This is a genomic window from Lysinibacillus sp. Ag94, from assembly GCF_023242215.1.
GTDB lineage: Bacteria > Bacillota > Bacilli > Bacillales_A > Planococcaceae > Lysinibacillus.
Genome location: NZ_CP096780.1, coordinates 3,514,494 through 3,531,368 on the forward strand (window position 1 = coordinate 3,514,494; position 16,875 = coordinate 3,531,368).

Annotated in this window: 23 protein-coding genes; 9 read left to right on the forward strand and 14 right to left on the reverse strand. The window is 36.2% G+C overall.

The features are described from left to right. Positions 1–41 precede the first annotated feature (41 nt). The 4 genes from MY533_RS16280 to MY533_RS16295 all read left to right on the forward strand — a co-directional run bounded on the left by MY533_RS16280 (position 42) and on the right by MY533_RS16295 (position 2,456). Entirely contained in the window at positions 42–1,457 is a 1,416-nt protein-coding gene (locus MY533_RS16280; protein ID WP_248716777.1) for a LysM peptidoglycan-binding domain-containing protein, read from the forward strand. A gap of 219 nt (positions 1,458–1,676) precedes the next feature. Further along, positions 1,677–1,838 (forward strand): YfhD family protein, encoded by a 162-nt coding sequence (locus MY533_RS16285; RefSeq protein WP_248716778.1) that lies wholly within the window; start codon positions 1,677–1,679, stop codon positions 1,836–1,838. 12 nt (positions 1,839–1,850) lie between these two features. After that, positions 1,851–2,042 carry an H-type small acid-soluble spore protein gene (locus MY533_RS16290; RefSeq protein WP_132357154.1) on the forward strand — a complete coding sequence of 64 codons (192 nt, stop codon included), beginning with the start codon at positions 1,851–1,853 and terminating at the stop codon, positions 2,040–2,042. A 165-nt stretch (positions 2,043–2,207) separates the two neighbouring features. Next, positions 2,208–2,456, forward strand: a complete 249-nt coding sequence (locus tag MY533_RS16295) for a hypothetical protein (protein WP_248716779.1) — start codon at positions 2,208–2,210, stop codon at positions 2,454–2,456. An 83-nt stretch (positions 2,457–2,539) separates the two neighbouring features. On the opposite strand, the gene MY533_RS16300 is transcribed toward MY533_RS16295, so the two are convergent. Then, on the reverse strand, positions 2,540–4,648 hold the full coding sequence (locus MY533_RS16300; RefSeq protein WP_371873363.1) for a bifunctional diguanylate cyclase/phosphodiesterase: 2,109 nt from the start codon (positions 4,646–4,648) through the stop codon (positions 2,540–2,542). 241 nt (positions 4,649–4,889) lie between these two features. Beyond that, positions 4,890–5,405, reverse strand: coding sequence for a sigma-70 family RNA polymerase sigma factor (locus tag MY533_RS16305; RefSeq protein ID WP_248716781.1), 516 nt, complete (start codon positions 5,403–5,405; stop codon positions 4,890–4,892). Between the two features lie 641 nt (positions 5,406–6,046). Between MY533_RS16305 and sspI the strand changes: the two genes are divergently transcribed. Continuing rightward, on the forward strand, positions 6,047–6,256 hold the full coding sequence (gene sspI / locus MY533_RS16310) for a small acid-soluble spore protein SspI (RefSeq protein ID WP_132357157.1): 210 nt from the start codon (positions 6,047–6,049) through the stop codon (positions 6,254–6,256). A 78-nt stretch (positions 6,257–6,334) separates the two neighbouring features. Further along, positions 6,335–7,714 carry an FAD-binding oxidoreductase gene (locus MY533_RS16315; RefSeq protein WP_248716782.1) on the forward strand — a complete coding sequence of 460 codons (1,380 nt, stop codon included), beginning with the start codon at positions 6,335–6,337 and terminating at the stop codon, positions 7,712–7,714. A 202-nt stretch (positions 7,715–7,916) separates the two neighbouring features. Here the strand turns inward: MY533_RS16315 and MY533_RS16320 are convergent, their stop codons facing one another. Together MY533_RS16320 and MY533_RS16325 are read right to left on the reverse strand one after the other, a co-directional pair. Then, on the reverse strand, positions 7,917–8,939 hold the full coding sequence (locus MY533_RS16320) for a DUF4236 domain-containing protein (protein WP_248716783.1): 1,023 nt from the start codon (positions 8,937–8,939) through the stop codon (positions 7,917–7,919). A gap of 79 nt (positions 8,940–9,018) precedes the next feature. Beyond that, on the reverse strand, positions 9,019–9,234 hold the full coding sequence (locus MY533_RS16325) for a hypothetical protein (RefSeq protein WP_248716784.1): 216 nt from the start codon (positions 9,232–9,234) through the stop codon (positions 9,019–9,021). 652 nt (positions 9,235–9,886) lie between these two features. Between MY533_RS16325 and MY533_RS16330 the strand changes: the two genes are divergently transcribed. Beyond that, positions 9,887–10,567, forward strand: a complete 681-nt coding sequence (locus tag MY533_RS16330; RefSeq protein WP_248716785.1) for an LptM family lipoprotein — start codon at positions 9,887–9,889, stop codon at positions 10,565–10,567. A 49-nt stretch (positions 10,568–10,616) separates the two neighbouring features. Here the strand turns inward: MY533_RS16330 and MY533_RS16335 are convergent, their stop codons facing one another. The 4 genes from MY533_RS16335 to MY533_RS16350 are packed head-to-tail and all read right to left on the reverse strand — an operon-like array spanning position 10,617 to position 11,909. After that, complete coding sequence (locus tag MY533_RS16335) at positions 10,617–10,940, reverse strand: hypothetical protein (protein ID WP_248716786.1); 324 nt, start codon at positions 10,938–10,940, stop codon at positions 10,617–10,619. A 2-nt stretch (positions 10,941–10,942) separates the two neighbouring features. After that, entirely contained in the window at positions 10,943–11,287 is a 345-nt protein-coding gene (locus MY533_RS16340) for a YhjD family protein (RefSeq protein ID WP_248716787.1), read from the reverse strand. After that, positions 11,280–11,618, reverse strand: a complete 339-nt coding sequence (locus tag MY533_RS16345; protein WP_248716788.1) for a YolD-like family protein — start codon at positions 11,616–11,618, stop codon at positions 11,280–11,282. Before MY533_RS16345 ends, MY533_RS16340 begins: the two co-directional genes overlap by 8 nt. Before the next feature lie 15 nt (positions 11,619–11,633). Further along, the gene (locus tag MY533_RS16350) at positions 11,634–11,909 is read right to left on the reverse strand and encodes a YolD-like family protein (RefSeq protein ID WP_248716789.1); all 276 of its coding nucleotides are present in this window, start codon (positions 11,907–11,909) and stop codon (positions 11,634–11,636) included. Between the two features lie 160 nt (positions 11,910–12,069). Between MY533_RS16350 and MY533_RS16355 the strand changes: the two genes are divergently transcribed. Beyond that, positions 12,070–12,207, forward strand: coding sequence for a hypothetical protein (locus MY533_RS16355; protein ID WP_248716790.1), 138 nt, complete (start codon positions 12,070–12,072; stop codon positions 12,205–12,207). A 143-nt stretch (positions 12,208–12,350) separates the two neighbouring features. After that, positions 12,351–12,560, forward strand: coding sequence for a hypothetical protein (locus tag MY533_RS16360; protein WP_248716791.1), 210 nt, complete (start codon positions 12,351–12,353; stop codon positions 12,558–12,560). A gap of 21 nt (positions 12,561–12,581) precedes the next feature. On the opposite strand, the gene MY533_RS16365 is transcribed toward MY533_RS16360, so the two are convergent. The 6 genes from MY533_RS16365 to MY533_RS16390 form a co-directional block, all read right to left on the reverse strand. Then, positions 12,582–13,277 (reverse strand): peptidoglycan recognition protein family protein, encoded by a 696-nt coding sequence (locus MY533_RS16365; protein WP_248716792.1) that lies wholly within the window; start codon positions 13,275–13,277, stop codon positions 12,582–12,584. After that, the gene (locus MY533_RS16370) at positions 13,277–13,543 is read right to left on the reverse strand and encodes a holin (protein ID WP_248716793.1); all 267 of its coding nucleotides are present in this window, start codon (positions 13,541–13,543) and stop codon (positions 13,277–13,279) included. Before MY533_RS16370 ends, MY533_RS16365 begins: the two co-directional genes overlap by 1 nt. Before the next feature lie 18 nt (positions 13,544–13,561). Next, positions 13,562–13,957 (reverse strand): hypothetical protein, encoded by a 396-nt coding sequence (locus MY533_RS16375; protein ID WP_248716794.1) that lies wholly within the window; start codon positions 13,955–13,957, stop codon positions 13,562–13,564. 112 nt (positions 13,958–14,069) lie between these two features. After that, entirely contained in the window at positions 14,070–14,225 is a 156-nt protein-coding gene (locus MY533_RS16380; RefSeq protein WP_248716795.1) for an XkdX family protein, read from the reverse strand. Next, positions 14,222–14,440: an XkdW family protein gene (locus tag MY533_RS16385; protein ID WP_248716796.1), complete on the reverse strand. Its 219-nt coding sequence runs from the start codon at positions 14,438–14,440 to the stop codon at positions 14,222–14,224. Before MY533_RS16385 ends, MY533_RS16380 begins: the two co-directional genes overlap by 4 nt. Further along, the gene (locus MY533_RS16390; RefSeq protein ID WP_248716797.1) at positions 14,440–16,875 is read right to left on the reverse strand and encodes a hypothetical protein; all 2,436 of its coding nucleotides are present in this window, start codon (positions 16,873–16,875) and stop codon (positions 14,440–14,442) included. The genes MY533_RS16385 and MY533_RS16390 overlap by 1 nt, the downstream gene beginning before the upstream one ends.

Consider the following 16,875-nt stretch of genomic DNA (forward strand, 5'->3'; position numbering starts at 1 on the left):
TACATATGATGCTATATTGAAACCACTAAGGAGGTGTCCTTATGATTATTCATGTTGTGAGTGCTGGTGAAACACTTTGGCAAATTGCAAACAGCTATTCTGTACCTACCAATTCCATTATCCAATTAAACGCTTTATCTACTCCAGATCAATTAGTAATCGGGCAAGCACTCGTTATCCCTTCCCCTTACACAACCCATATTGTAAAAAAGGGTGACACCTTATGGTCGATCTCTCAACATTACGGGGTGACTATGCAATCGATTATCACAGAAAATCATTTAACAAATCCAGATGTTTTAACACCTGGAACTAGACTAATTATTCCACCTACTACACATATTGTGCTGCCAGGAGAAACTTTATCGCAAATTGCTACACAATTTGGAACGACTGTTCAAGCAATCGTTGCAGAAAATGGAATTTCTAATCCAAATATGATTTATGCTGGTGCGCATTTAATTATTCCGAGAGCAAAGCCTACCATTGAAGTAAATGCTTATACGTATCAAGAGCCTAAAGAAGCCGTACAGTCGATTAACGCAATCGGTCATCTACTAACTTATTTTAGCCCCTTTGCTTATATGGTAAAGGAGGATGGGACATTACAGCCTATAAAGGATAAAGAAATGATCGATGCAGCTATTGCTAAGAACATTACACCTATGTTGACCCTTACGAATTTCTCTTCCACAGAAGCCGGTTCCAACTTATCACATGTTATTTTATCTAGTGCAGATTTACGGGAAAAGGTTATCCACAATACTTTGCAAGTGATGCAGGAAAAGGGCTATAAAGTCCTAAACGTTGATTTCGAAAACGTTCTTCCAGCAGATCGAGAGAATTACAACACTTTCCTCCAATTAGCTGTTGATCGTCTTCATCCAAAAGGATTCCTAGTATCAACGGCACTTGCGCCAAAAACGAGCGCAGCGCAGGCAGGAACTTTATATGAGGCACATGATTATGAAGCACACGGAAGAATTGCAGACTTTGTCATTTTGATGACATATGAGTGGGGATACCGACTTGGTCCACCACAAGCCATTTCACCCATTAACGAGATGAGAAAAGTTGTGGAGTATGCTTTATCCGTTATACCTGCTAACAAAATATTTTTAGGCTTTCAAATTTATGCTCGCGATTGGCTTCTACCACATGTTAAAGGCCAAGAAGCAGAAACATTCAGCTCTCAAGAAGCCCTTAACAGAGCAATAAAACATGGCGCAACCATTCAATATGATAGAACTGCTCAGTCACCGTATTTCCGTTATGTTGATAAACAAGGTAGAAATCATGAGGTATGGTTTGAAGATGCTAGAAGTGCACAAGCTAAGTTTGACATGACGAAAGAATATGATCTTCGAGGTATTAGCTATTGGGCGTTAGGTTTCCCATTCCCGCAAAACTGGGCGTTATTAAATAATGATTTTTCTATTAAAAAGGTTTCATTATAAATAAAGAACATCGTGATGGTGAGGGTGATTTCGGTCCTAAAGGATTTTCATTTGGCCAAAACGTTTTACGCTTAGTATGCTCATTTAAAACGATCTATTATCATAAAAAGCACTAAACATATATACAATAAATTCTTACCTTTCCCTAGTTTTTCCCATGATAAAAAAATCAATTCAAAGCCATATTAAGAAATATCAAAAAGAAAGGAGAAACTGAACATGGGAAGAGACAATAAGCAAGGTCAAAGTGCCAATAAAGGGTCATTACCTCAAACGCCAAAAAACCAAAAAATAGCGCCTAACAAAGTTAGTGAAGAGTTTTCTCAAGAGTTTATGAACATGATAAATTCAGTCACTAAAGAAGGCAAAACAAAAAAATAAGGGGGCCTTCAAGTGGAATATACACGTGCACAAGAAATTGTCGCCTCACCAAAAGAATATGAAGTAAGCTATAATGGCGTATCGATTTGGATTGACAAACTTCATGATGATGGTAAAACTGCAACTGTCCATTTACGTCGGTCTTTAGAGGAACGCTCCGAAGTGGACATAGGAGAATTAAAAGAAGAGTACCTCGTACATTAAACTTTATCATCAAATATAAAACTGCTTACTTCCTGTGATGAAGTAAGCAGTTTTCCTATTTATTATGTCAATAAAATTCCTATTACCGTCAAATCGAGTGTTTAATTTCCGTTCCGGCTGGGCAATTTCTGGGGGCGTCTGATAAGCCGCAAGGAGTCGACAGTCTTGATTCCAATGAACCACTTCATTATTTTGACTTCTATCCGTCGCCTTGATGGTTCTATCCACGATTTTGGCTGCTCTTTCCATCATTTTGACGGTTCTATCCACGGTTTTGGCTTCTCTATCCGCGCTCATCCGTCGCTTTGGCCGTTCTATCCATCGCTTCAACTCTTCTTTCCGTCGCTTCGGCGGTTCTTTCCATCGCTGACTGCTCTTTCCGTCGCTTTGACTGCTCTATCAATTGTTGACTGATCTATCCGTCATTTCAGCTCTTCTCCCCATCACTTTCGCTGCTCTATCCATCGCTCTATTTTTCACCACTAAAAATCTCAACTTTAAATGACGAAATCCTCTTCATATTTTAACTCTGTTAAAATATCTTTCGCTCGACTGTTTATCTCGGTAAAGTTTTGGGAAATCTGTTCTGCTGAAATCGGCTTACTAAATAAATAACCCTGAATATAATCACAATCACCGTCAATCAGGAAAGCAAGTTGCTCCACTTCTTCAATTCCTTCAGCAACAACCTTTAATCTTAAATGCTTTGCCATTGATAAAATCATCGAAACGAGCGCTTTATCATTTGAATTATGCTGTATATTTCGAACGAACGCCCGATCAATTTTTAAACAATCGATTGGAAAATCTTTTAAATACGAAAGCGACGAATACCCTGTCCCAAAGTCGTCAACTGCAATTTGTATACCAATTGCCTTTAACTCATGAAGTAGCTGAGTTATTTGATCAATGTTCATTGTCATACTTTCTGTAATTTCCAATTGTAAATATTGCGGTTCTAAATTTGTACGTTGTAAGATTTCTTGCACCATATGCACTAAATCTTGCTGGAATAACTGTCCAATGGATAAATTCACAGCAACCTTCATTGGTGGTAAGCCTTGCTCCTTCCATGTCTTCGCTTGAGTGCACGCCATTTCTAAAATCCATTTTCCTAAGGGAATAATTAGACCCGATTCTTCTGCAATTGGGATAAACAACTCAGGCGAAACAAATCCGCGGGTTGGATGACGCCAACGTACTAGCGCTTCCACCGATTCGATTTTACCCGTTTTTAAATTTACTTGAGGCTGAAAATCCAAGTAAAATTCTTCATTAGCCAATGCTTTATGCAGCTCTTGCTCAATCAATATACGATCAGCAATGCCATTTGACATACACGGCTTATAAAAAAGAACTCTTTGAGGTATTTGACCCGCTTCTCTCATCGCTAACTGTGCATGCATTAAAAGATCTTCACCTGAGCAGTCTTCTTCATTCAGGGCAATGCCAATATTAAGATTTCCGTTAAGTGGAAAAAGTTGTACTTGTAATGGTTTTTTCATCGTACTCTTCAGGTTCAAGCAAAATTGTAGCAACTCTTCTCTTGTCTTCACATGATTAATATAAATAATAAACTGTCCCTCACGAAGCTTTGTAGCAAAATAATGAGGGGGTAATATAGCTTGAATTCTCTCAGCTACGAGCTTCATCATTGTATTAGAATAGCTAATACCTATAGATGAACGAATAGCAGCAAGGCGATCAATTTCGATTGCAATGATTGCTTTTTGACGACTATTGTCATGTGATTCCTCTTTTAAGGTTTTCAATAATAAATGTTCATTTGGAAGCTTAGTAATATCATCATGATAAGCTTGAAAATGAAGCTCCTGTTGCGAATGCTCAAGATCTCGCTTTATTTTTAAAAGTTGCGTATATGGTTTTTCAACAGTTGTATAATAAATAGCTTTTAGGAAAAAGAAGAAGCCAAAAAATTGATAAATTAATGCTGGAAAGCCCCAAATTGATTTCAAGTCTTTGATGAACGCAAAGAAAATATCACTAATAATTAAATAAAGCGCTGCGCTAATAAGCCACATAACTCGTTTTGGCAACTTTTTTATATATTTACTCAAAATTACTATCGTTACACCTTGTAAGATAGCAGACATTAAATGAGCAATAGCGCTTGCTTTCAGCAACAATTGTTCTTCAAGTAAAAAATATTTTGAAGAGAGATACACTAGAAAAAGGCTCAGTAGTACAAATAATAAGGAACTGCCATATGTATAATTACGATCATTCATCGTTAAGCGTTTTTTTGGCTTTAAAATAATAAAAACAAAACCGATTGATAAGCATAAACGCATGATTAAATCCAACCATATTTCAAAATATAGTGTATCAGCCATTGGATATTGAGCGATAACCACGCTTACTAATTCAAACAAGGCGATGATAAAAAATAAATTACCTATGTATAATGTTTGACTCGATAATAAATGTGAAAAAACAAGCCAAGATTGAATAGCGATTGCCATTGTAAAAACAATAATTAGTATTTGTATAATCAAATTCAAACAAATATAATGTTCTTCCTTAAAGCCAAATATTTGATTACTTAAACCTAGTAGTGGCAACACTATTAATAGTGGCAATACTATATACCAAATCTCTTTCTTTTCTATCTCTAATTGTTTCAACCAATTCTCCAACAGAAACCCTCCATACCAATAATTAAATTAGATAGGCAATATGATCTACCCGAAAGAAATATAAAATTAAAAATTGTATTTTTCTTTGACTTCTTACAAATCATAGCATTTTTATTAGAATTTGTATGCAAATATAAAAAGTATGCCAATATTCAGTTATGATATTAGCATACCTTTGATGCTTAAAGTACTATTCCTTTAATAACTCACGAAGCTTAATCATTATTCTTGTACGTCGTTTTTTAACAGCGTCCACAGATATACCTAGTTCTTTTCCTATTTCAAAGTAACTAAAACCTTCTACATAAAAAAGTAGTAATATTTTTCTTTCATCAAATTTTAAATGAGACATAATGCTTTCTATAAAAACTGGACTGCTTTCATTCATTTCATGATCTCGAATATAATTTATCGTGTCATTATCCATAGGTGTATGAATATTTTCAAAACGCTTTTCCTTTGAAAGCTCTTTTAAAATTTCTCCTTTTACGGTTGTATAAATATAAGCAGAAAACAGCCCTTTTGATTGATCCGCTTTACGCCAAGCATCCCACACGGCTATGGATGCTATATGACGATAATACTCAAAATCCTTATAAATACGGCACCTTAACAAAATCGACGTTATCATTGGTTGGACTAACTCTAATACTTCCTCAAATGATTGTTCAGGTGATAACTTTTGTTTATTATGCTGTGTTGTCATCCTATTATCCTGTCGACTGTGCACAGTCCATTATTCCTAGGTACCTTCATCTTAGTTACTATACAAGGAGGTGTCGAACAGCTCCTTTGTTAATATGACCACAGAGTTTTTATAAGTCCTTTTTAATATTTATACATAATAAACGTATGAAATTTTAAAAATCATATGTTTTAACTTCTTTCAGCATTCATCTCCTACCTCTATAAGTGGTGAAATGAATGCTGGTTTAAGTTCCTTACTGACATCCGAGAGAGGAACTCAGTCTAAAAGCACCACATACTGTGACAATTTATCTGTGCGAAAGCGGAGCGTCAGCAACACGGTTTTATCTGGGCGAAAGCGGAGCGTCAGCAACAACAACAACAACTGAGTGCTCATCATCATGCGTTAGCACTACGCTTTCGCGCAATAAAACATCTGTTGGCCTACAGCTCCGGCGGATGACACAGCATCGGAAAGGAAATCTGCGGTGCAAGGACAAAGCTGATTCCGGACGTATTGTTTATCTACACGAAAGCATAGTGATAGCTACAAATGTTTTCTGTAGCGACAGCGGAATTATGCCGAGGCATAATTGATTTGTCACACTATACATATTTCTTAAAAGGTTGGACAAAATTACTACTAAGGAGGCGAAATAGATGAATTTTCAAATAAGAGATGCGATTACGACAAATGTACATGGTCAATCAGCGGCCGAATTTAAGGATATTGTCGAAGATGCAATTAGCCGTGGTGAAGAGCATTTACTTCCAGGGCTTGGTGTGTTTTTTGAAAAATGGTGGCAGCAATCTAGTCCCACTGAGCAGGATGCATTTGTTCAAAAACTTGAAAAAGCCTTTGCTCACTAACTTTTTATAGACAGTTCATTCCATTTCCAATAAATGCATGATAAAGTTTAACTTATCAGAAAATTAGGGGGAATTGGAATGACTGTTGCTGTAGAATTAATAGTAAATCAACTAAAAAAGATTTTATCTGAAGAACAGGTGTCAACAAACGAAACGGTGCGACAGCTACATGGAAGGGACGAATCTCATCATGCAATTAGTTTACCAGATATCGTTGTCTTTCCTCGTTCCACGGCCGATGTTAGTGCCATCTTAAAAATTGCGCATGCGGAACGTGTACCAGTCGTACCTTTTGGTGTTGGCTCAAGCTTGGAAGGTAATGCAATTCCCATTGCAAATGGCATTTCTATCGATTTCTCTGAAATGAATGCTATTTTAGAAATTCGACCAGATGACCTGCTTGTGAAAGTACAACCGGGTGTAACACGTGCTCAATTGAATAAAGAATTAAAAAAACATGGACTTCACTTCACAGTTGACCCTGGTGCTGATGCTACACTTGGTGGAATGGCAGCAACGAATGCCAGCGGGACAACAGCAGTGCGGTATGGTGTTATGCGCGATCAAGTACGAGATTTAGAGGTTGTACTCGCAGACGGTTCAGTCATTCATACCGGTAGCTTAGCAGCAAAATCCTCTTCCGGTTATCACTTGAATGGCCTTTTTATAGGCTCTGAGGGTACGCTAGGTTGCTTTACAGAATTAACTTTACAAGTCTATGGAATACCCGAATTTGTAACGGCGGGACGTGCAGTTTTTATGACAGTTGGCGATGCTGTCAGTGCAGTAACCGCATTGTTGCAAGCGGGCATTTCAATTGGCCGTGTTGAACTGGTCGATGAAGCCTCTATCAAACAAGCAAATATTTATAATGAAACATCCTATGAAGAAAAACCGACACTATTTCTAGAATTTCACGGAAATAAAGAAGGTATGCATGCCGATATAGATTTTGCTAGTGAAATTTTTGAGGACTTTGGTTGTCTTTCTGTTGAATTCGAACAAGACAATTCAGCACGGAATAAGCTCTGGGAGGCGCGCCATTCATTGGCCTATGCATATATCCATGCATATCCAGGGAAAAAGCTTATGTCGACTGATGTATGTGTGCCAATATCTATGCTTGCTGAATCCGTTTTATATGCTCGTGAACAGCTTGAGGAAGTTGGTCTTGCAGGTGGAATTGTAGGTCATGTTGGAGACGGTAACTTCCATGCCTTGTTAATGTTAGATCCAAACGATGCTGAGGAGCAGGCAAAAGCAGACCGCTTCAATGAACATATTGTCCAATTTGCTTTACTGCGTGATGGCACATGTACCGGTGAACATGGGGTTGGTATTGGAAAAATGAAATATCAATCTACAGAGCACGGAACATCTCTATTAGTGATGAAAAGCATCAAGGCAACACTTGATCCTCATAATATTATGAATCCAGGGAAAATTTTCAACATGTAAAACATATAAAACCCGTTGAAGTCCAATTTTATAGGGCGAAAATTGTATGTGTTTTTTATTGCATTTGTGTAGAAAAAACAATCCAACAATTTATTTTAAATGTATTATTACATTTATTTAGATTTAGTATAGGGGGCAAATTTGGGGGCGTGATTTTTATTATCCTCAAACCCAAAGACACTCTCTAACGAGAGTGTCTTTTTTAATGTATTTCTTTTGTCATATCGATCTCAAAACCCGTTGCATTGTTTTGATTAGAACATTGTAATACCACGTTTAACCCACTCGGCGAAGTTAGATGAATTTGTTCATACAAGCAGATAGGTAACTGCCTGTTATCTTTGAAACGTTTGTCTGGAGTATTGTTCTTATTAACATATTTCCATGTATATCCGATTATTGTAGCATCACCTGGAACTGTTTGATCTTCAACAAATTGCACTGATGAAACAGTGATTTGCAATTGATCATAATCTATCGAACCTAGTTTATTATTTCTGCGGATTAATACTTGATCTGGCAAAAAAATCAGTTCTTCTTTTTGCAATGGAACACGAATAATCTCCACATTGGATCGCATATACAAAGGTGGTTTTTGATTAATTCGACAGGCAATTCTATTGACAATAGTTTGTGCACCTGCATTGGTTTTTACCTGAAGCGTTTTACCTTTTTGCGTTACTTGCCAAATCATTTTAGAAGCTTGCAATGTTTTCCACGCGTTTATTCTTCGTTGATGCGCTTGCATATACTTCTCATCACATTCATAGAAAAGCTTGACCTTACCGAATGTCCCCACATAAATTTTCAACAAAACACCTATGAAAAAAAGGCCAAGAAACAACGGCGAAAAAATAGTGAAAATAATTGCCCACAGAAACATGTTTGCGAGTCGATTTATCGCTAAAGATCTTTCGATTGCCCTTGTCATTTGTTGAGCTTCAACGTTTTGAAACTGTTGGATTGAAGCACTTTCGATTTCTTCTAGGCTTGGTTGATCTACTGGTCTATTCTCCAAACTCACTGGCGTTCGATTATGTCTCTTAGTTTCATCTACATAGGAAATTCCTGTACCAGGAAGTGAATACGTTTTCCTAGTCGTGCCTTTTGCGGTTCTTGTCACGCGATACCCTGGAACACCCCAACTATATCCAATTCCTGTTTTACTGACATTAATGCGAAATCCACCACCTAAATTGATACTTTTCCTTATTCGAAATCCCATTTTTATCACTCCTACTACAATAATATTCTATCAATATACTCTTTTGAACAAGTTATTTGAGATCGTTTAATATATTCTTTTAAGCTATTTTCACTTTTTCTATTACTTTATTCAAAATTACTAACTCACTAGGAACAGCTTCTAATTCTTCTGCAGTTAGAAGTGATGAAAAGAATTCAAACATAAACTTTTCAAACGAATCGCATTTTAAAATATCAATACCATAGTTATTTTTAATTTCTTCAAACATTGATACGTAAGATGTTAGATGTGTTTCTTGATGTATTTCGTTCATATGCTCCCCCTTAAGACGAGAACATTCACTTAATAACAATTGTCACTTTTAATTATAATTGTTTTGATTTATAATGAAAGTTAGTTTAATTGGGTGAATGTCACTCGGATTAATACCACATTTCAAGGTGCAACTTGAGATGTGGTTTTTTATTGTCAATTTATAAAAACTAGCGATTTACTAAACACCGCCTTTGCATAGAAATCAGGAACAAGCGTTCTTTAACACTTGTTATTTTAATGGTAGCACTGTCAACATTATTTTTAAATGGGTTTCAAGCCCAATTCAAAAATAAATGCAAGGTTATTACAACATTCGACAAAACTCTCCATCATTAGAGCGAAATTATGTCGATAACATCTCCATCAGGAGCGAGAATAACTTTTTTTACCATAACTCTACGTTTACATTTAAATAATCCATAAAAGGCATAATTTTCATCTTCTTCTGCAAAAGAATAAATTTTTAAAAACTCACAATTAGATCGGATCCGTTCGAAGTAGTAGATAGCTATATTGTGTAATGTCTCGATGTCCATACTTTAGTATTTCTGTATTTATATCTACCTATTCCAATTACATACTGACAAATACTTGCCAATATTGATACAATTTAATGTGAACATATACAAATAAAGGAGACTACTTTACAAATGAAGAAAAAATTGATTTTCAGTGCAGCATTAGTACTATCACTTGGGCTAGCTGGATGCGGAGAAGATAAGGCGAAAGAAGAGCCGAAAAAAGAAGTAACACAACAACCTGTTGCTGAGAAAGAAAATGCACAGAAAGAAGAAAAGAAGGTTGACGATAACGAAGTGAAAAATGGTCCTCTAACAAAACCAGGGCAATGGACAATGGATGGAGAATCTAAGGTCACTCTAGTTAAAATTACTGACCCTAAGCAGACTTACGATATTGGACCTGTAAAATTAACTATTGATTCTGTTAAGTTATTAAAACATTCAAATGTTTCGAATGAAGTTTCAGAAACAATTAAAAATACATTTGGTAAAGATATTAATGGTGAACTGAATGCTATTCAAATTAAATATAAAGTAGAAAATACTATTGATACAAATGTTATGTTCCATACTGTAGATACTTTGACAACGGACACGAAAGCTCAAATTAAAGGTATAAATAATATTGGTCAAAACACTGACAACGGAACTTACATGGGAAAAGTTGAAGTTGAAGGTCTTGCTATTTTGCCGTATTTCAATGGTGATTTAGACGACATCAACATAGTAAATATCATTACAGGTGATGTATGGGAAAATGACAAGCCAAATAAACTAAGTGAAAGTCAAAAAATCGAAATTTCGTTTTAATATACAATAGAAGAAAGCCACTCATTATTTTTCAAATGAGTGACTTTCTTTAATTCATTAAAACTTCTTCTTTAGTTCGTATATGAATGACTCCTGTTCCTCTTGTATACATAAATACATCATCTTGAACAACTTTTAAAATGTGTTCTACTATATATGCTAATTCCCAGTTTTCAACATCACCTTTACTTTTAGAAATACTAGCATGATTCGTTGAATCGTTTTTGCTATGTATAACCAAGGTGTTTTTTCGTTCATAGACTGTCACGACTATATCTTTTGGTTCTGAACTAGCCACAACTTTAACTATATCTGGTCTTTCTTTTGTAGTATTTCGAAAAGTTTTATTTAAAAATCCTGATTTAACTGCCACTCTCAATCACTCCCTATATGTTTAAATATCAATTTTTCAACTTGTGTTTTGATTGCTTGATTGGCATATTGAAGTACTACATCTTCACCTGTTGTTTTGATTGTTACTTCACTAAAAAAATCATCTGTTTTAACCCATTTCACGACACTGATGCCTTTTTGCGCCAACCATCTTTTCTTATTGTAAAAATCATTTCGAATAGTTTTTAATAAATCATCTACTATCGCAATATATATCTTAGACATTTTTAATTTTTCGAGCGATGAATAGTCCTGTTGCAACGACCTGATAGCCATATCTAAAATTATATATTGGTGTAATATGCTGCGTTCCTCAGGTTTAATCATCAATGTCTACCAGTTTTGCGTCTTGTATATCATTAAATGATATACGTTTTACTGATATATCTGTATCCAGTAGCAATTCCTTTTTGTACGGATCCATTCCTGTTACTAAACCAATTTTGTCATGTAAATGATTATTGCTCCACAGCGTAAGAGTAATTAGTTTTTTTGATTTAAAGGCACGTTGTATAGTCTGTTCAATTTCCTCTAGTTCCCATTCGATCAACTCTCGCTTTTTATCGTGAAATTGCTCTTCTTTCCACTTTTTTAGCTCTACAAGATGTTCTGGCAACATTAATGATGTCCACTTAATATTACTTCGGTCACGTAACATACAAATCACTCTCCATTAATAATCACATTCTGATACATTTAAAATATCCAAGAAATGCACTTTGTGAATATCCATATGCTTATCTTTGATATGTATTAATTTAGTGTTTGCATCCATTTTTGTGACCATACCTGTTAACTGTTCATCCTTTTTATACACTGAAAATACTTTGTTCTTTGATTCTTGCATCGATTCAGTTAGTGTGTAGGCAATTTCCTCTAATTCAAACTCATCTCTTTCTAGGTGCTTCGGTTCTTTCTTTTTTTTTGGCGTTTTTGTCTTAGTAGTCATTATTACCTCTCCTTAACAGAACGTTTGTTTGTGTACATTATAGAACTAGTGTTCGTTTTCTGCAATAAAAATATTTAATTTTAATGGAAATAATTTAAGGAAAACATTGACTTTTGATACTAGTACTAGTATAATTAAAGTATAGAAAGGAGGTTAGTTGGTGGAATACTTAGGAACAATAATAGCCCTAGCATTCATTGCTTTACAACTTCATTCAAAATGGCTCGACAACCGGAAGAAGAAGTTAGAAAACAAGAAGCTAGAGCTAGAAATTAGAAAAATGAGACGAGGGGGTTAATCCCCTCCCTCATTACTAAGTATACTACATGTATATGAAAATTTTAAGTATCCTACTCATTGTCTCACTGGTTACTCTGCTTGCGTTATATATCCGAGGATATTTTTTAAAACGTGAGCAAAAAAGATTATTGAAGGAACGTGATGAAGTTGGAAAGAAATTCTCAGACAGAAGCAAATAAACGTTGGCAAGAAAAGAATAAAGAGCGTTCAAAGTACATTAGCGCTCGATCTAGAGCACGCAGCTTTATTAAAAATCATGCCTTAGAGGAAGATTTAGACGAGTTTATGGAATTGATATTGGAGCGTAAACAAGTATTAAATGACATGAAAATAGACCAAGATGGCATTTAGCTATCTTGGTCATTTTGTATCTTATAATGTACGTTTAACTACTGAAATAAGCAACCCCAAAGCTTCACCATCTGTCATAGAACCTACTTTCTCACTATGGTCTACTTTTAAAATTCCATTTTGATATGTCGTTTTTAATAATGCTTTTAAATCCTCTTTAGCTGTTGATGTTAGTGAATTTGCCATATTTGTTTCCTCCTTTGGTTGTGTAGGTGTAATTGTTTGAGTTGTCGGCTTCATAGCTAGTTCAATTCGTTTCAAAAAGCTATTCCAACGATTTTCACTTAGGATACGATGCGGACAGTATTTTCCGTTCCAATCCTGGTGTTTTTTCACACGTTCAATGCCCCAGCCATATTGTTTTAATAACTTGGCGATATATTGTACTGCATTTTCTTCTGCAGCAACATAACGAGCCCCACCACTTTTGCTGTAGCAGATCTCAATACCAATACTTTTTCGGTTGCCGTTACCTTGCCCGTCGCCACAATGCCAAGCATTTCGGTTAAATGGAATGGCTTGAATAACCTGTTTATCATCTACTGCGACATGGTAGGATACTTGATTTCCATTAGTTATCATGTATTTAATTTCATTTTCAGCAGACGCATCGTTTGCTGTATTGTGCACCGTGATGTATTGAGGGTTCATAGTGTAAGGCGACTTAATAGGATATTTACTTGCCAACAATAAGTTTTGTTTGAGTATATACGCCATTATTGTTCACCTTCTTTTTTAGCCGCCTTTAATAAATCGAACGTCCCGGAAGCCGTTAACCCTGCAATAAATCCAGCCATCAGCATAATATACAGTTGATATTCTGATAATGGCCAACAAAGCAATCCAACAAAAATACCAATCGCTACCGACGCGATTGGCATGTATTGAGTATTAATGTTGAATGTTTTTTTAAGTACCTCTGCTACTGCTAAAACGATAGCCACCATAATTGCTGCAATCATAAAAATGTTTGTTAAATCCATATATAATCCCTCCATAGTTTAATTTCTAAGTAACGATTCGATAAGTAAATAAATTAAACCACCAGCCGTTAATAGCTTGATGGCTAATTCTAAATAAGAGCTAAATTTTTGCTTCCTGAACTCAAGCTCATCTTTCTTTTCTGAAGCATTTAATTCATATTCGCGGATTTCTTTTGCTTCTTCTGCTTTTTCTCGACCTTCAATCAAAGACCATTGACGTGAAGTAATTTCTTTGAACAAATTTCGAGTTTCTTGGTTTTCTTTAAGTATTGTGTTTTCTAGTTTTAAAAAATTCTGCTCCATGTTTTCTATTCGTTCATCTTTCTTGATATCTTGCTTTTCTAAATGTTGTAGACGCTTTTCATGGTCCGTCAGGCGGTGCTCTACAGTTTGCGCGTGTTCCAATAACATCACAATCCTTTGCCCTTAAATAAGTAATGCTGTGAGAAGCACCGAGAATCAGTACTATGTACTGTTGCCCATCCCGATTGCTCTCATAGCGCTAAAAAATCCATAAAAAATAACGCTAAGCCTTAGCTTGCGTTTCAAAATCTTGCTTTGTTATTTCTTTGTACTGTTCTGGAGTGATTTCGCCAAACGGATTAGCTTCGGTTTTTACTGCAATCCGTAATTGTGCTGCAGTTACCCATTTCGAGATAAAAGCAATTTGCCAAAAATTCATCCCTCCCCACCACCTTTCAATGAGATGACATCAAGTTTTAATTGCGAGAGCTGTGAACCAAGACTATTAATCAAGAGGTCCTTTTGAATGTTTTTTACTTTCTCTTGAGCTAACTGTTCGCCTAAAGATAGCATTTGTTCTTCAGTTGTTGGTAGCGAACCTATTTTTTCAAGTTCACCCCATGAGCCATCAGGCAATCTTCTACGTCTATACATTATTCAACCACCCCCATGATTAAATAGATTTTATGATCAATATTAATGTTAGCTCTAGTTGTTGTTAATTTAAGAATTATATTATCCTTTGGTTCAACAGTTTCATGGTAATATTCATCTTCAACAATCCCATCCGTAACCGGTAATATGTCGTCTGGGTCCACTTCTAGTAATACATATTGCTCCTGTTCACCTTTTAGAGTCATCGATAACTCTACAGTTAAATCAAGTTCCTTGTCTCGTTGAACCCATAATAAAACGCCTTTTGCAGAACCTTTAGGTGGCTCGATTTTGTAGCGAGCGACAGATTGCAAAATAGGCGTTTTCACAGCATCTTTATTCAATTTTATCGTCTTACTAGTCTTAGCGCCGTAATTGTCTGAGACTTCAACAACAAGCGTATTTGCACCAATCTGCAATTGTGCAAGCGCTATTTCAAACTCCCACTCTCCACCTGTGCCACTATATATTTCAACTGAATTTCCTGAATTGATACGTCTAGTCACTTTAAGTGTTGAATTAGCATCTTCATCCCATGCTTTACCATTAATTTTAAATTTATCAGCATCAACAACACCAGACGGCACTACAGCGTCCACTGATAATAATGGTGCTCGATTAGGTACGACATAGAATGATTTTTCAACAATTGCTGAAGATGCTTTTTCGCTATCCTCGGCCCAAACTTTTAACTTGTGTGCTACTCCATCAGCGAGACTTCCAGTGAGGACCGTATCACCGTCATAAAGTTTTCCTGCTTTAAATGTTAGTTGCTTAGACAATGCAATTTGTGTTTGGCTTAGGTTAGTAGCTAAAACTTTCCGTTGCTCGCTATTAATCTGATAATAAACGGTAACTGATTGATCTGCATCGGCATCATAAGCTGTTCCTGCAATTTTTAAAATATCGTTTTCATATAATGTTACGTTTTCCGTTGGACTACTTAATGACACAGCAGGTGCTACATTATGCTCAATTACAAAAGCCTCTGAATATACATAGTCCGAATACACATTACTTGTATTCTTTGCACGTACTCGCAATTCTAACGTTTTTAATGTCTTATCAGTTGTAATCGTCAAGCTACGAGTAAGTGTGTTGTTGTATGGAAGTTGTGTCCATGTACCGGTTGCATTGTATCTGTAATCTACCTCATAAAGTGAAATATTTTGCGCACTTGAGGCACCAAAGACTATACTCGCAACCTCGTTAGGTTTAAACTTTTTACCTGTTGTTGGCGCTGTAAATGGTGAGGGTGGCGCGATAGATTGACTTACACGACTACCACGAACATACCAATAACCATCTGCGTGTTGTCCGTTTGTTGGATATGTGCCATCTTCGGCAGGAATGTCGCTTTGTACTAGCGAGCCTTTACTGTAACTTGTCGATGACGTCGAATCACTTGGGTTTTTTCTTTGCATAGATACAATTTGTGCTGCGCCTGACAGGTTACCACCTGTACCAATTGACTGTATGGTATATTTCTGTAAAGTTGAGCCGTTCATTTCATACCCAACGTCACCAACTGACATAGGTACGCTGTAACCTATTTGACTATTTACTCCGTAATAGTTGCTTCCGTTATAAAACGTGTATGATCGGTATAGATTAGCGAATTCTGTTGGAGTCCAACCAACTGGAGAACTCCAAGGAGCTTCTTGATATGTTGTCGTACTCGCCACCGTATACCTAGCATAATAATACTTTGGCTTTGTAACTGTGTATTGACTACTCTCACGATATGGACTTTCTAACCCATCTGAATCAACAGCCTTGACGCGCATTTTTAAGCTTGTCGCATTAGGTATTGTGTACGGAAAGTTCGATGTTGTCGTTTCTCCAGCTTTTGAGTATGCAGCGTTATTAACAGAAACTTCCCAAATATACTTTGATAAATTACCTTCTGCATCGGTTGACGCACCGACTGTAAATACTTTTGAGTCACCAATTTCAAGTGTTCCGCTAGGCTGTGTAAATGCTCCCGGTTGTGTTGGTGCAGTATTGACAATAGTACCTCTAACGTACCAATAACCGTCAGTATGACGTCCGTTTACCGGATATGCGCCATCTTCTGCAGGAATGTTAGGTTGTACTAGTGTGCCTTTAGTATAGTTTGTCGTTGTCGTGTTTTTCGTCCTTACTTTTTGGTGTAATACGTAGTTAAGATCGCTACTAGCTTGACCACTTTGGGTTGTTACAAACTTAAAAAAGTCATCACCACTCTTACCATAGGCGACGCCATCTACTGCAACCATTTCCGATGAGATCCACGTGTCAATTGGAGTGTACGTATTAGTAACATTATCGAACGTATATTTTTTAAATAGACCTTCATATGTCCCTCTATTAGTACTAAAATACTCCCACGGTGCATCATCGTTATACAAAGTGTTTGGATTAGCTACGAACTTGTCATAATAATATTTGACCAT

Excerpts from the sequence above, each read along its gene's own strand:
- MY533_RS16280 (WP_248716777.1), top strand. The coding sequence starts at position 42 with ATGATTATTCATGTTGTGAGTGCTGGTGAAACACTTTGGCAAATTGCA.
- MY533_RS16285 (WP_248716778.1), top strand. The coding sequence starts at position 1,677 with ATGGGAAGAGACAATAAGCAAGGTCAAAGTGCCAATAAAGGGTCATTA.
- MY533_RS16305 (WP_248716781.1), bottom strand. The coding sequence starts at position 5,405 with ATGACAACACAGCATAATAAACAAAAGTTATCACCTGAACAATCATTT.
- sspI (WP_132357157.1), top strand. The coding sequence starts at position 6,047 with ATGAATTTTCAAATAAGAGATGCGATTACGACAAATGTACATGGTCAA.
- MY533_RS16315 (WP_248716782.1), top strand. The coding sequence starts at position 6,335 with ATGACTGTTGCTGTAGAATTAATAGTAAATCAACTAAAAAAGATTTTA.
- MY533_RS16320 (WP_248716783.1), bottom strand. The coding sequence starts at position 8,939 with ATGGGATTTCGAATAAGGAAAAGTATCAATTTAGGTGGTGGATTTCGC.
- MY533_RS16325 (WP_248716784.1), bottom strand. The coding sequence starts at position 9,234 with ATGAACGAAATACATCAAGAAACACATCTAACATCTTACGTATCAATG.
- MY533_RS16330 (WP_248716785.1), top strand. The coding sequence starts at position 9,887 with ATGAAGAAAAAATTGATTTTCAGTGCAGCATTAGTACTATCACTTGGG.
- MY533_RS16340 (WP_248716787.1), bottom strand. The coding sequence starts at position 11,287 with ATGATTAAACCTGAGGAACGCAGCATATTACACCAATATATAATTTTA.
- MY533_RS16345 (WP_248716788.1), bottom strand. The coding sequence starts at position 11,618 with ATGTTACGTGACCGAAGTAATATTAAGTGGACATCATTAATGTTGCCA.
- MY533_RS16350 (WP_248716789.1), bottom strand. The coding sequence starts at position 11,909 with ATGACTACTAAGACAAAAACGCCAAAAAAAAAGAAAGAACCGAAGCAC.
- MY533_RS16360 (WP_248716791.1), top strand. The coding sequence starts at position 12,351 with ATGAAGTTGGAAAGAAATTCTCAGACAGAAGCAAATAAACGTTGGCAA.
- MY533_RS16365 (WP_248716792.1), bottom strand. The coding sequence starts at position 13,277 with ATGGCGTATATACTCAAACAAAACTTATTGTTGGCAAGTAAATATCCT.
- MY533_RS16370 (WP_248716793.1), bottom strand. The coding sequence starts at position 13,543 with ATGGATTTAACAAACATTTTTATGATTGCAGCAATTATGGTGGCTATC.
- MY533_RS16380 (WP_248716795.1), bottom strand. The coding sequence starts at position 14,225 with ATGAATTTTTGGCAAATTGCTTTTATCTCGAAATGGGTAACTGCAGCA.
- MY533_RS16385 (WP_248716796.1), bottom strand. The coding sequence starts at position 14,440 with ATGTATAGACGTAGAAGATTGCCTGATGGCTCATGGGGTGAACTTGAA.
- MY533_RS16390 (WP_248716797.1), bottom strand. The coding sequence starts at position 16,875 with ATGGTCAAATATTATTATGACAAGTTCGTAGCTAATCCAAACACTTTG.